This window comes from Serratia sp. ID 25-353, from assembly GCF_054792795.1.
Window position 1 is genome coordinate 268,964 of record NZ_CM139236.1, and the last position, 14,427, is coordinate 283,390.

8 protein-coding genes and 2 rRNA genes are annotated in these 14,427 nt (G+C 58.8%); 4 read left to right on the forward strand and 6 right to left on the reverse strand.

Translation table 11 applies throughout. The features are described from left to right. Positions 1–164 precede the first annotated feature (164 nt). The 3 genes from ACYF6X_RS01190 to ACYF6X_RS01200 all read left to right on the forward strand — a co-directional run bounded on the left by ACYF6X_RS01190 (position 165) and on the right by ACYF6X_RS01200 (position 4,861). A 23S ribosomal RNA gene (locus ACYF6X_RS01190) occupies positions 165–3,072 on the forward strand. Between the two features lie 106 nt (positions 3,073–3,178). Further along, positions 3,179–3,294 (forward strand): 5S ribosomal RNA (gene rrf, locus ACYF6X_RS01195). 256 nt (positions 3,295–3,550) lie between these two features. Beyond that, positions 3,551–4,861, forward strand: a complete 1,311-nt coding sequence (locus tag ACYF6X_RS01200; RefSeq protein ID WP_063990647.1) for an MFS family transporter — start codon at positions 3,551–3,553, stop codon at positions 4,859–4,861. 36 nt (positions 4,862–4,897) lie between these two features. Here the strand turns inward: ACYF6X_RS01200 and pssA are convergent, their stop codons facing one another. The 4 genes from pssA to trxC all read right to left on the reverse strand — a co-directional run bounded on the left by pssA (position 4,898) and on the right by trxC (position 10,326). After that, complete coding sequence (gene pssA, locus ACYF6X_RS01205; RefSeq protein ID WP_063990646.1) at positions 4,898–6,253, reverse strand: CDP-diacylglycerol--serine O-phosphatidyltransferase; 1,356 nt, start codon at positions 6,251–6,253, stop codon at positions 4,898–4,900. A gap of 152 nt (positions 6,254–6,405) precedes the next feature. After that, complete coding sequence (locus tag ACYF6X_RS01210) at positions 6,406–9,054, reverse strand: bifunctional acetate--CoA ligase family protein/GNAT family N-acetyltransferase (protein WP_063990645.1); 2,649 nt, start codon at positions 9,052–9,054, stop codon at positions 6,406–6,408. A gap of 48 nt (positions 9,055–9,102) precedes the next feature. Beyond that, the gene (locus tag ACYF6X_RS01215) at positions 9,103–9,792 is read right to left on the reverse strand and encodes a tRNA-uridine aminocarboxypropyltransferase (protein ID WP_130018103.1); all 690 of its coding nucleotides are present in this window, start codon (positions 9,790–9,792) and stop codon (positions 9,103–9,105) included. A 114-nt stretch (positions 9,793–9,906) separates the two neighbouring features. After that, entirely contained in the window at positions 9,907–10,326 is a 420-nt protein-coding gene (gene trxC / locus ACYF6X_RS01220; RefSeq protein WP_004928868.1) for a thioredoxin TrxC, read from the reverse strand. Between the two features lie 207 nt (positions 10,327–10,533). Between trxC and ACYF6X_RS01225 the strand changes: the two genes are divergently transcribed. Beyond that, a complete protein-coding gene (locus ACYF6X_RS01225; RefSeq protein WP_063990643.1) occupies positions 10,534–11,622 on the forward strand; it encodes a tRNA/rRNA methyltransferase in 1,089 nt (362 codons plus the stop codon). 60 nt (positions 11,623–11,682) lie between these two features. Here ACYF6X_RS01225 and emrB read toward each other — a convergent pair whose 3' ends face one another. Both emrB and emrA read right to left on the reverse strand, forming a co-directional pair. Next, positions 11,683–13,221 (reverse strand): multidrug efflux MFS transporter permease subunit EmrB, encoded by a 1,539-nt coding sequence (emrB, locus tag ACYF6X_RS01230; RefSeq protein WP_063990642.1) that lies wholly within the window; start codon positions 13,219–13,221, stop codon positions 11,683–11,685. Between the two features lie 17 nt (positions 13,222–13,238). After that, the gene (emrA, locus tag ACYF6X_RS01235) at positions 13,239–14,411 is read right to left on the reverse strand and encodes a multidrug efflux MFS transporter periplasmic adaptor subunit EmrA (RefSeq protein WP_063990641.1); all 1,173 of its coding nucleotides are present in this window, start codon (positions 14,409–14,411) and stop codon (positions 13,239–13,241) included. Between the last annotated feature and the right edge of the window lie 16 nt (positions 14,412–14,427).

A 14,427-nucleotide genomic window follows, 5' to 3' on the forward strand; every position in this document is an offset into this window, starting at 1 on the left:
GTCATGTTTAAGATATTGCTCTTTAACAATCTGGAACAAGCTGAAAATTGAAACATGACGGCTGAAATTTATCCCTCCGTAGATGTATTGGGATAAAGAGTAACCTGTCATAGAGTCTCTCAAATGTTTGCAGCGCGAACGATGGAAACATCTTCGGGTTGTGAGGTTAAGTGACTAAGCGTACACGGTGGATGCCTAGGCAGTCAGAGGCGATGAAGGGCGTGCTAATCTGCGAAAAGCGTCGGTAAGGTGATATGAACCGTTACAACCGGCGATACCCGAATGGGGAAACCCAGTGTGTTTCGACACACTATCATGTCATGAATACATAGTGGCATGAGGCGAACCGGGGGAACTGAAACATCTAAGTACCCCGAGGAAAAGAAATCAACCGAGATTCCCCCAGTAGCGGCGAGCGAACGGGGAGGAGCCCAGAACCTGAATCGGCTTGTGTGTTAGTGGAAGCGTCTGGAAAGTCGCGCAGCAAAGGGTGATAGCCCCGTACACTAAAATGCACAGGTCGTGAGTTCGATGAGTAGGGCGGGACACGTGACATCCTGTCTGAATATGGGGGGACCATCCTCCAAGGCTAAATACTCCTGACTGACCGATAGTGAACCAGTACCGTGAGGGAAAGGCGAAAAGAACCCCGGCGAGGGGAGTGAAATAGAACCTGAAACCGTGTACGTACAAGCAGTGGGAGCACCTTCGTGGTGTGACTGCGTACCTTTTGTATAATGGGTCAGCGACTTATATTTTGTAGCAAGGTTAACCGTATAGGGGAGCCGTAGGGAAACCGAGTCTTAACTGGGCGAATAGTTGCAAGGTATAGACCCGAAACCCGGTGATCTAGCCATGGGCAGGTTGAAGGTTGGGTAACACTAACTGGAGGACCGAACCGACTAATGTTGAAAAATTAGCGGATGACTTGTGGCTGGGGGTGAAAGGCCAATCAAACCGGGAGATAGCTGGTTCTCCCCGAAAGCTATTTAGGTAGCGCCTCGTGAACTCATCTTCGGGGGTAGAGCACTGTTTCGGCTAGGGGGCCATCCCGGCTTACCAAACCGATGCAAACTCCGAATACCGAAGAATGTTATCACGGGAGACACACGGCGGGTGCTAACGTCCGTCGTGAAGAGGGAAACAACCCAGACCGCCAGCTAAGGTCCCAAAGTCATGGTTAAGTGGGAAACGATGTGGGAAGGCATAGACAGCCAGGATGTTGGCTTAGAAGCAGCCATCATTTAAAGAAAGCGTAATAGCTCACTGGTCGAGTCGGCCTGCGCGGAAGATGTAACGGGGCTAAACCATGCACCGAAGCTGCGGCAGCGACGCTTAGGCGTTGTTGGGTAGGGGAGCGTTCTGTAAGCCGTTGAAGGTGGCCTGTGAGGGTTGCTGGAGGTATCAGAAGTGCGAATGCTGACATAAGTAACGATAAAGCGGGTGAAAAGCCCGCTCGCCGGAAGACCAAGGGTTCCTGTCCAACGTTAATCGGGGCAGGGTGAGTCGACCCCTAAGGCGAGGCTGAAAAGCGTAGTCGATGGGAAACAGGTTAATATTCCTGTACTTGGTGTTACTGCGAAGGGGGGACGGAGAAGGCTAGGCTAGCCGGGCGACGGTTGTCCCGGTTTAAGCGTGTAGGGGGTGTGACCTGGTAAATCCGGTTGCATACTAACCCTGAGGCGTGATGACGATGCACTACGGTGCAGAAGTAGTTGATGCCCTGCTTCCAGGAAAAGCCTCTAAGCATCAGGTAACATTAAATCGTACCCCAAACCGACACAGGTGGTCAGGTAGAGAATACCAAGGCGCTTGAGAGAACTCGGGTGAAGGAACTAGGCAAAATGGTGCCGTAACTTCGGGAGAAGGCACGCTGGCATGTAGGTGAAGTCCCTTGCGGATGGAGCTGAAGCCAGTCGAAGATACCAGCTGGCTGCAACTGTTTAATAAAAACACAGCACTGTGCAAACACGAAAGTGGACGTATACGGTGTGACGCCTGCCCGGTGCTGGAAGGTTAATTGATGGGGTCAGCCGCAAGGCGAAGCTCTTGATCGAAGCCCCAGTAAACGGCGGCCGTAACTATAACGGTCCTAAGGTAGCGAAATTCCTTGTCGGGTAAGTTCCGACCTGCACGAATGGCGTAATGATGGCCAGGCTGTCTCCACCCGAGACTCAGTGAAATTGAACTCGCTGTGAAGATGCAGTGTACCCGCGGCAAGACGGAAAGACCCCGTGAACCTTTACTATAGCTTGACACTGAACATTGAGCCTTGATGTGTAGGATAGGTGGGAGGCTTTGAAGCGTGGACGCCAGTCTGCGTGGAGCCATCCTTGAAATACCACCCTTTAATGTTTGATGTTCTAACTCGGCCCCGTGATCCGGGGTGAGGACAGTGTCTGGTGGGTAGTTTGACTGGGGCGGTCTCCTCCCAAAGAGTAACGGAGGAGCACGAAGGTTAGCTAATCACGGTCGGACATCGTGAGGTTAGTGCAAAGGCATAAGCTAGCTTGACTGCGAGAGTGACGGCTCGAGCAGGTACGAAAGTAGGTCTTAGTGATCCGGTGGTTCTGAATGGAAGGGCCATCGCTCAACGGATAAAAGGTACTCCGGGGATAACAGGCTGATACCGCCCAAGAGTTCATATCGACGGCGGTGTTTGGCACCTCGATGTCGGCTCATCACATCCTGGGGCTGAAGTAGGTCCCAAGGGTATGGCTGTTCGCCATTTAAAGTGGTACGCGAGCTGGGTTTAGAACGTCGTGAGACAGTTCGGTCCCTATCTGCCGTGGGCGTTGGAAGATTGAGAGGGGTTGCTCCTAGTACGAGAGGACCGGAGTGAACGCACCACTGGTGTTCGGGTTGTCATGCCAATGGCATTGCCCGGTAGCTAAGTGCGGAAAAGATAAGCGCTGAAAGCATCTAAGCGCGAAACTTGCCTCAAGATGAGTCTTCCCTGGGCCTTTAAGGCCTCTGAAGGAACGTTTAAGACTAAGACGTTGATAGGCTGGGTGTGTAAGTGCAGCGATGCATTGAGCTAACCAGTACTAATGATCCGTGAGGCTTAACCTTACAACACCGAAGGTGTTTTGGTGAGACCGAGACAATATTCAGCTTGTTTACAGATTGGTTCTGATGGCGACACGAGAGTGAAGCGGTTGGAATGAAACAGAATTTGCCTGGCGGCAATAGCGCGGTGGTCCCACCTGACCCCATGCCGAACTCAGAAGTGAAACGCCGTAGCGCCGATGGTAGTGTGGGGTCTCCCCATGCGAGAGTAGGACACTGCCAGGCATCAAACCAAGCCGAAAGCCCTGAACTGACGTTCAGGGCTTTTTGCTATGCGTAAAATGAAAAATCCCCGTTGTAATCCGCTTCAGCTTTCATCGTACGGTTTAATATTCATCACAAAATCCGCGCATTGTTCCTCCAAACGCCAGATATTCTTCGTCCGCTATTAAGTTTGGCTGTTAACTTATAAATAACAATAAAGTAACACCTGGCGGCAGGACGCCGAATTTCATCATTGCTATGGCTCGGAGAAAACATCATGACAGAAACAACCTCGGCTCTTGGGGATGAGCACGGCGTCGAACAGGGAGCGCTGGATAACAAGAAGCGCATTTTTGCCATCGTCGGGGCTTCATCAGGCAATCTGGTGGAGTGGTTTGATTTTTACGTTTACTCCTTCTGTTCCATTTACTTTGCCGCCTCGTTCTTTCCGGCGGGCAACAGCACCACGCAGCTGTTGCAAACCGCTGGGGTGTTCGCCGCCGGCTTCTTTATGCGACCTATCGGCGGTTGGTTATTCGGCTACATCGCTGACAAGCATGGCCGAAAAAACTCAATGCTGATTTCGGTCTGCATGATGTGCGCCGGGTCGCTGGTGATCGCCTGCCTACCGACGTATGAATCGATCGGCAGCTGGGCACCGGCGCTGCTGCTGATTGCCCGCCTGTTCCAAGGGCTGTCGGTGGGAGGTGAATATGGCACCAGCGCCACCTACATGAGCGAGGTGGCAATCAAGGGGCGGCGCGGCTTTTACGCGTCGTTCCAGTACGTAACGCTGATCGGCGGGCAACTGCTGGCGCTGCTGGTCTTGGTGATCTTGCAGCAGATATTGTCCGGTGAAGAGCTAAAGGCCTGGGGATGGCGTATCCCGTTTGCGCTCGGTGCGCTGTTGGCGGTGGTGGCGTTGTACCTGCGCCGTTCGCTGAATGAAACCTCTGATGCGAAGACGCGTAACCACAAAGATGCCGGTTCGCTGACGGGGCTGTGGAAAAACCGCAAGGCGTTTGTGATGGTGCTGGGCTTTACCGCCGCCGGTTCGCTGACCTTCTACACCTTCACCACCTATATGCAGAAATATCTGGTGAACACCGCCGGTATGGACGCCAAGCTGGCCAGCGCCATCATGACCGTCGCGCTGTTCGTCTTTATGCTGCTGCAGCCGGCGGTCGGCGCGTTCTCGGATAAAATCGGCCGTCGCAGCTCGATGCTGATCTTCTCGGCATTGGCCACCGTATTGACGGTGCCGATCCTGTTTGCCTTGAAAGGGGTAACCAATCCCTTTATGGCGTTCGGTCTGATCGTGCTGGCGTTGTTCGTCGTCAGCTTTTACACCGCGATCAGCGGGTTGCTTAAAGCCGAGATGTTCCCGCCAGAGGTGCGTGCGTTAGGGGTGGGCTTGTCTTATGCGGTAGCGAATGCCCTGTTCGGCGGCTCGGCGGAATATGTCGCGTTGTCGCTTAAATCGTTCGGCGTGGAAAATGCCTTCTTCTGGTATGTTTCCGGCATGTGCCTGCTGGCGCTATTGGTCTCGCTCCGGCTGCATCGTAAAGGCAAGGAGATACAGCTGTAATAAAAACCCCGGCTTTGGCCGGGGTCAGAGTAGTGTTTACAGGATACGGCTAATCAGCCGATCGATGCGGATACGCCGCAGACGGCGAATCAGCTTACGCACCTTGATCGGGTATTGCTGAATGCTTTGCAGCTCCTGATAGTGACCGACCACGGTGGTGTGAGTGCGGATGCATTCCAGCTCTTTTTGCCGCTGCTCGCGCATTTCCTGCTTGGGATCGTGGATCAGAATGGCATTTTCCAGATCCAGCCGCCAGGCGCGCGGGTTAAGGTTATTACCGGTAATCAGCTGCCACTCTTCGTCTACCCACATGCCTTTCAGGTGATAGCTGTTATCGCCATCCTTCCACAGACGCACGATCAGCTGCCCGGTGTCGATATAGCGCTGCAAGCGGCTCAGAAAGCGGCGCAGGTTGATCTCGTACAGGTAGGGCAGCGCGCCGATGATTTTGAACGGCTGGTCTTCCGGAATATAGAAGTCGTTGGCGGTCTTGTCGCCGACGATGATCTCCACCTGTTTGCCCTGGCGCAACAGATAAATGATGTTGCGCACCAGCAGCGCCGGCAGATTGAAATAGGGGGTACACAGCGTCAGTTTCTGGTCGGCGCACGACATCAGGTGGTGAATGGTTTTATTCAGCACGCTTTGCTTGCCAAGCCCAACCAGCGGCGTCACCGCCAACTCATCGTTGCCGGCCTTGCCACGGAAGTGGTAACCGGCGCGGCGCAGGGCGAAACGGAACAGACGGGTCTCGTTTTTGATCTCCGGGCTTTTCGGCCGATCGCTGCGATCGAGGCGCTGTACGGCGCCGGCGGTGAGCAGATGCTGCTTGATGTAATCGATCAGGGTATCGGCCAACACCTCGTTGGTGATCAGCTGGTAGCGATCGTAACGGTATTTCTCATGCTGATGCAGATAAACGTCATTGATGCTGGCGCCGCTGTAGATCACGGTATCGTCGACCACAAAGCCCTTCAGGTGCAGTACGCCCAGCGCTTCGCGGGTATTGACCGGCACGCCGTAGATCGGCACCGACTGCTCGGGATGTTGGCCGGCCATGGCGCAGTACCAGTCGGCATTGGTATTGGCGGCGGCGGCACCGATGCGCCCGCGCTGTGCGCGATGCCAGTCGACCAGCACGCAGATTTCCAGCTCGGGCCGCCGCTGCTTGGCCTGATACAGCGCGTTGAGGATCTCGCGCCCGGCGTCGTCATGCTCCAGATATAGAGCCACCAGATAGATGCGTTGGGTGGCGTTGGCGATGGCGTCCAGCAGCGTGGTGCGAAAATCGGACGGCGCGTACAACGTACGAACATCAGCAACCGTCTGGGGGAGTTTGGGCAGTTGTGCAAGGTGTTGTTGATGTTTGCTACGTTTAAATTTTGACAACATCACAGTGCGTTTCTTCTCTCATGATTGATGGCCGGAACGCCACAGGCTTAAAAAAAATAAACCGAATAATCGGGCGATAATACCATTAGTTGCCTCGATTGTGCGTATGTTTTGGCGTTAAGTGGTGGATTCGTAGCGCATTGCGACGCAGGTCACTGCGCGTCGGCGGCCTGCAGCGGCAACGTCAGATTGACGATGCCGTCCTCAAGCTGCACCTCGATGCCAAAGCCCAGCCGCTGCGCCAGTGCGATCATGCCGCGGTTATTCGGCATGGTGATGCCGCTCAGGCGGGTCAGGCCATGAGCGCGCGCATAGGCGATCATTTTCTCCAGCAGCTGCCGGCCCAAGCCCACGCCTTTCAGATCGGAACGCACCAGCACGGCGAATTCGGCGTCGGTGTTGTCCGGATCGGACAGCGCGCGGGTCACGCCGATGATCTCGTCTGCGCGCACCGCCACAAAGGCCATTTCTCGATCGTAGTCGATCTGCGTCATGTTGGCCAAATCGTCATGGGTAAACTCGTTGATCTCGCTGAAGTAGCGATAATAGAGGTCTTCCTTGGTCACCCGGTCAATGAAATGCTTCAGCGCCGGTTCGTCTTCCGGCAGGATCGGGCGGAACAGGCACTGGCTGCCGTCTTTCAACGCGATGGTCTCTTCCAGCTCATGCGGATAGGGGCGGATCGCCAATCGCGCCTGCGGATCGCCGCTGAACGGCGCGAGCTGCATCGAAACGTCCAGCAGGGTAAATTCGCTGCCGGAGGCCAGCACCGGGTGAATATCCAGCCGGGCGATCTCCGGGCAGTCGAGGATCAGGTTGGAGACCTGCACCAGCAGGCGACTCAGCCCAGGGATATCCAAAGGCCGCAGCGCGCTGCGCCCGCGGATCTTGCCGCCTTTCACCGCCTGCAGCACCAGATAACGCGCCAGCGCCATGTTCAGCGGCGGCAGCGCGACCGCCACCTGATTTTCCTGGCGCCACTCTACGCCGCCTTCGCCCAGCATGATCAGCGGGCCGAAAATCGCATCCTGCTCTACCGCGATGCGCAGCTCCTGGGCACCGGCGCGGTTGGCCATGCTCTGCACCAACAGGCCATGGATGCGTGCCTGGGGGTAGGTGCGCTTCACGCGGTCGAGGATCGCCTCCGCCGCGCGCTGCACTTCGGTCGCGGTGCGCAGGTAGAGCATGACGCCCTGAACTTCCGATTTGTGCGGGATATCCGGCGAACGCAACTTCAGCGCCACCGGATAGCCGATCTGTTCGGCAATGTGTACCGCTTCGGCGCTGTCCTCGGCAATCCAGGTCGGCAGGGTGCTCAGATCGTAGGCCTGCAGGATGGATTGCACCTCGTGGGTATCCAACTGAGTGGCGCCTTCGGCCAGCGCCTGATGGATCAACCGGTGGGCGTCGGCGGTGTTGGCGGTCAGGCCGACCGGCAGCGCTGGCGTCTCTTTCAGTTGCTTCTGATTGCGACGGTATTCCACCATATGCATAAAGGCGGTCACCGCGCCTTCCGGCGTGCGGTAGGTGGGAATGGCGGCTTCGGTAAACAGCCTGCGCGCCTCTTGTGAAGAGTATTCGCCGCACCAGTTGGTCAGCAATGTGATGCGCTTGCCGCGCGCATGGCGATGCAGCGCGTCGATCAGCCTTTCCGCTGTGGCGGTGCCCGGCGCCGCCGCGCTCGGCGCGTGGATTAACAGCAGCGCGTCATAGTCGTGGCTGTCGAGCAGCGCTTCGATAGCCGCCAGGAAGCGCTGCGGCGTGGCGTCGTCGCGCAGATCGAGCGGGTTGCCGGCGCGAATGAAATCCGGCAGCGCGTCGCTCAATGTCGCCAGGCTCTCATCGCTCAGCGTGGCCAGCTTGCCGTTGCGTCCGAGCAGTTCATCCAGCGCCATCGCCGCCGGCGCCGCCCCGTTGCTGACGATCATCAGCCGCTCGCCGCGCAGCGGATGCATATGGCTGAGGGTTTCCACCGCCGAGAACAGCTCATGGGTATCCTGGACGCGCAGCAGGCCGGCGCGCTGGATGGCGGCGTCATAGGCGGCGTCCAGCCCCAGCTGGCTGTTGAGCAGCAGCTGCGCCTGTTGGCTGCGGCCACTTTTTATCACCAGAATGGGCTTGTTGCGAGAGGCGCTGCGCGAGGCGGAGAGAAAGCGCCGTGCGTCGCTGATGTTTTCCAGATACAGCAGGATGGCGCTGGTTTTACTGTCGCGGGCCAAAAAGTCGAGCAGGTCGTCGACGTCGATGTCCAGGCTGTCACCCAGCGCGATGAAGTAGGAGAAACCGACTTCGCGCTGCTGCGCCCAGTCGAGAATGGTGTTGGCCACGGCGGCGGACTGCGAGATAAACGCCAGTTTTCCCTTTTGGATCGGTACCGGCGAGAAGCTGGCGTTGATGCCCTGCCACGGCGCCAGTAGCCCCAGACTGTTGGGGCCTAACAGCCGCATGGCATAGCGCTGCGCGCAGGCCTTCAGCTCGGCGAACTGTTCCGGCGGCGAAGAGAGCACAATGGCGGTTTTGCAGCCGCGTTGGCCCAGGGCTTCAATCAGCGCCAGATTGCGTTTGGCGTGGGTGCAGATGATCGCCAGATCCGGCGTCAACGGCAGACTGCCGACGTCGGGGTAGGCCATCACGCCGCATACCGCCTTGTAGCGCGGCGTGACCGGCAAGATGGGCCCGCCGAAACCGCCGGCCAGCAGGTTGCTCATCATCAGGTTACCGGCGCGGCCGGGCTGCTGCGAAGCGCCCAGAACGGCGATCGATTTGGGACGTAGTAGCGCTTCTAACCCTCGCTGGCTCATGCACGGCTCCTTTTGGCAACGTTACGCCTGATTTTAGGCGCTTTATGGCTACATTGCTGTGACCGGTGCCTCCGGCCGGGTCGGTTTTCCTGCCAGATACTGCTGACGGAAATAGCGGAAATGCTGATTCAATCCGTCGGCGGCCGGCAGATCGCCCGCCTGTTGCAGCAGGGCGGCGGCCACTTCCGCCGTGCAGTGTTGCTCGGCGCGGCTGGCTTCGCGCAGCTGGTAGTCCGATGCGGCGTCGACGTTGAGGGAAAACACCGGGAATTGATTGAGGTACGGGCTTTTACGGAACATTTTGCGCGCTTCCGCCCAGGTGCCGTCCAGCATGATGAACAGCGGCGGTTTACCGCCGGCGGGCAGCTCGCTGAACACCGGCCGTGCTGCGTCCGCGTAGGAGGCGGGGAACACCACGTAAGGCTGCCGCGTCGGATCGTTGATGGCCGCCAGCAGGGCGGGATCGATCTCGGTGCGCGACCAGAGGAACGCCTGGGTGTCCGGCAGGATATCGGCGATCAGGCGCCCGGTGTTGCTGGGTTTGAGCGGCTCGGCGCCGAACATGATCAGGCAGAAACGGCTGCCGGCCTGTTGCGGGCGAATGGTGTCGCACAGGCAGTTTTTATGCGGCAGCAGGCAACCCTGACAACGCGCCACCCGGCAACCGCGCGCCAGAAAAGGGCGGGTGGCGCGGTCTAAACGGAATTGGCGCAGGCGAAGTACGGCGTTGTCGGTCATAACGATCCTGGGGAAAAACCGCCATTGTAACGCAGAAAAAAGCCCGCCGGGAGGGGCGGGCTCGATCGGGGCGCGTTCGCGCGCGATGGCGGGATACGGCCTATACTTGCCGAATCACACTAACTCGTTGAGCCAGTTGTCAAACGGCGCTTTCGGCATCGCGCCGTTGAGCATGTCGACCATCTTGCCCTGACGGAACACCATGATGGTCGGGATGCTGCGGATGCGGAAACGGGCGCTCAGCTCCGGCTCGGCTTCGGTGTTTACTTTCACGAAGCGCACTTTGCCGGCGCGCTCTTCGGCCACGTCTTCAAAGATCGGCGCAAAGCTGCGGCACGGGCCGCACCACGGCGCCCAGAAATCGACCACGACCGGCAGATCGTCCTGCAGCAACTGGTCCAGCGTGGCGGCGGTGGCATTGATCACTTCACCGTCGAAGAGCTCATGGCCGCAGCGGCCGCATTTCGCGTTGTCCGCCAAACGTTCTTCCGGCACGCGGTTGGTGGCATTGCAAGCTGCACAAACTGTATTCATGTTGACCTCGGGTACAGAGAAAGCATGGTCCCCGCAACGCAGTTGCGGAGATGTTTCTTTAATGCTGACAATTATCGGCAAAACCCGGCGCATGAACAATGAGGTTTGTTCAATGGATGTGATAGTTGGGAGCTTTTAGCGCAAGTTGGTGGCTTCGTGCACCAACATCAGGTAATCTTCGCGCCCTGCGCGTTGGTGGAGAAGACAATGAACGATTCATTTAGTGGCAAGAACGGTAAAGTCAAAGTGATGTACGTCCGCAATGACGACGACAACGGCGACGACCGCAACAAGAATAAACGTCCGGCCGGCAAAGGCCGTCCGGCTGACGGTGCGCGCTCGGGCCGCACCGGTCAAGACAAGGCGCGTGGCGGCAACGATCGCCGCGGTGCCGACTCCCGCCGCAGTGAAAGCGATCGTCCTCGCCGTCCGGCGCGCTCTGAAGATCGCGGTGGCAACGAGTCGCCGTGGAGAACCGTTTCGCGCGCGCCGAATGAAGAGCCGGCGTTCGATCACGGTGGTATCAGCGGCAAAAGCTTTATCGATCCGGAACAGCTGCGCCGTCAGCGCGCGGAAGAAACCCGCGTTTACGGTGAAAACGCCTGTCAGGCGCTGTTCGCAAGCCGCCCGGAAGCGATCGTGCGCGCCTGGTTCGTGCAGTCGGTCACCCCGCGTTTCCGCGAAGCGCTGCGCTGGATGGCGGCTAACCGCAAGGCTTACCACGTGGTGGATGAAGAAGAGCTGGCCAAGGCTTCCGGCACCGAGCATCACGGCGGCGTGTGCTTCCTGATCAAAAAGCGTCAGGGCCTGGATGCGCAGACCTACCTGAAAAGTGCACCGGCGACCGACTGCGTGCTGGCGCTGGAAGAAGTGGGTAACCCGCATAACCTGGGCGCTATCGTCCGTTCGTGCGCCCACTTTGGCGTCAACGGCGTGCTGCTGCAGGATCCGGCGCTGCTGGAATCCGGCGCGGCGGTGCGTACCGCAGAAGGCGGTGCAGAGCACATCAAGGCGATCAACGCCGATGATTTCCTGTCGGTGCTGGATACCTTCCGCAAGGCGGGTTACACCATCGTTACCACCTCGAGCCATAAAGGCACCGCGCTGGCGCAGGCCAAGCTGCCAGCCAAGATGGTGCTGGTGCTGGGCCAGGAACGTGACGGTCTGAGCGACAGCGCCTGGCAGCAGGGCGACATGAGCGTCTCGATCGGCGGCACCGGTAAAGTGGAAAGCCTGAACGTTTCCGTGGCGACCGGCATTCTGCTGGCGGACTGGTGGCGTCAGAATCAGGCGTAATCTGTTCTACGTCGGATAAAAAAACGGGCGCCTCAGGGCGCCCGTTTCGTTTATTGAAGCTTAGTGGGCGCCGCCGCCCCCACCGCCGCCAGAGCTGAATGGCGGTTTCGCCACCCATACCAGCACCAGCAGCACCAGGAACACCCCGGCCGACAGCCAGAAGATCTCGTTGGCGGAGATGATCAGGCCCTGCGCGGTGATCTCGTTGGCGATATACGCCGACGCCTGCTGCTTGCTCATGCCGAGCTGCTCCAACTGCCGGTACATCTCCTGCGACTGCGGGTTGTACGGATTGACGAACTCCGTGAGTTGCGAATGGTGCTGTGATTCGCGCTGCGTCCACAGGGTGGTGGTGATCGAGGTACCGATCGAACCCGCCAGCGTTCGCGTAAAGTTCGACAGGCTCGACGCCGCCGCCATGCGTTCCGGCGGCAGGCCGGACAGCGTGATGGTGGTCAACGGCATGAAGAAGCAGGCGATGGCAAAGCCCTGGACGAACTGCGGCCAGGCCGAAGCGCCGAAGTCCATGCCTGGCTCAAACGTATAGGCGCGCCAGTAGAAGCACACGGCATACATGATGAAGCTGAAGGTCACCAGCTTGCGCATGTCGAGCCGGTTGCCGAACTTACCGATGATCGGCGACAGCAGCACCGGGATCAGCCCGACCGGCGCCGACGCCAGCCCCGCCCAGGTAGCGGTATAGCCGTATACCTCTTGCAGCAGCTGCGGCAACAGCACGATGGCGCCGAAGTACAGCATGTAGGCCAGGCTGATGCACAGGCAGCCGATGGTGAAGTTGCGTGACTTGAACAGTGACAGATCCACCACCGGGTGGTCGTCCGTCAGCTCCCAGACCACCAGGAACAGCAACGCCACGACCGCCACGACGGTCAGGGTGATGATCTCGGTCGAGTTAAACCAGTCCAGCTCCTTGCCCTGATCGAGCATCACCTGCAGCGAACCGATGCCGACGATCAGCAGCACCAGGCCAACCGTATCGATCGGTTTGATCTCGGTTTTGGTTTCTCGCCCCTTCAGCGTCGCCATCGCCGCCATAATAACAAAGGCGCCGATCGGGATGTTGATGAAGAAGATCCAACCCCAATGATAGTTGTCGCTGATGTAACCGCCGAGGATCGGCCCGAAGATCGGCGCGACGATAACGGTCATCGACCAGAGCGCCAGGGCCATCGCTCGCTTGGCGGGCGGGTAGTTGTTCAGCAACAGGCTCTGCGAGAGCGGGATCAACGGCCCGGCCACCACGCCCTGGATCACGCGGAAGAAGATCAGCATGCCGAGGCTGTTGGAAATGCCGCACAGCCAGGAGGCGATGACGAACAGCGCGGTGGACCAGAGGAACAGCCGCACTTCGCCGATGCGCTTCGCGAGCCAGCCGGTGATCGGGATCGAGATGGCGTTCGCCACGCCGAATGAGGTGATCACCCAGGTGCCCTGCGAGTTGGAAGACCCGAGGTTACCGGCAATGGTGGGGATCGCCACGTTGGCAATGGTGGAGTCCAGCACCTGCATGAAGGTCGCCATGGCGAGCGCGACCGTCATCCAGGCGAGCTGGGCGCCTTCAAGCGGTTTCTGTGGCAAGATGGCCTCCCGCGCGCTTAGCCGGCGTTCGCATGGATCACGTCGGCGATCAGCTGGTTAACCGGCGCCAGATTCAACGCCAGCGCGTCGCTCTGATACAGCGGTTTGTCTCGCACCACGTCGGCCAGCACGCGGCCATCCAGGTTGGCGGTGTCGACGGTCACCAGCGTAGAAAGACCGATGCGCAGCGGATGGTCGGCCACCTGCTTGGCGTCGAGCTCAATACGCACCGGCAGACGTTGCACTACCTTGATCCAGTTGCCGGTCGCGTTCTGGGCCGGCAGCAGCGAGAAGGCGCTGCCGGTGCCCATGTCGATACCAGCCACTTTGCCCTGATACACCACGTCGTCGCCGTAGACGTCGCTGACCACTGTCGCCGACTGGCCGATACGCATGTTGGCGATCTGGGTTTCCTTGAAGTTGGCGTCAACCCAGATATGATCGGCCGGCACCACCGCCATCAGCGGCGAACCGGCGGCGATCTGCGCGCCGACCTGCACGCTGCGGCGCGAGACATAGCCGGTAATGGGGCTGATCACTTTGGTTCGCTGCAGCGCCAGCCAGGCATCGCGCATCTGCGCGGCGGCCTGTTGGATCGCCGGCTGCTGTTCCAACGGGGTATTCAGCACCATCGCCTGGTTGGCGTTATATTGCTGCACCGCCACTTCCAGCGCGGCCTTGGCGCTGTCGACCGCATCGCGAGCGTGTTGCAGCTCTTCGCGGCCGATGGCGTCAACGCTGCCCAGCACCACGCGGCGTTTCAGATCGTTCTCGGCCTTGCTCAGATCGGTCTTGCGCAGGGCAATGTTGGCCTGATACTGCTTGCTGTTGATGATCAACTGGTGGGTCTGACGCACGCTGTTGGCCAGGCCGGTTTTGGCGCGTTCAAACGCCTGCTCGGCATCGGTCGGATCGAGCGTCAGCAGCACGTCGCCCTGCTTGACGTAGTCGGTGTTGTCAAAATTGACGCTGTTCACGCTGCCGGACACCTGGGCCATGATCTGCACCTGGTTGCCGGAGACGTAGGCGTCGTCGGTTTCCTGGTGATGACGCAGCACCAGGAACCAATACACTAAGTAAGCCACCCCTATAACAATGAAAATAACCGTCAGCAACAGCAGCCAAAATTTACGCTGCTTCTTTTTGCCGCTCGGCTGCTGCGGGTTTTGGATTTCCGCGCTTGCGCTCATGGTGTTCTCCAAGCCT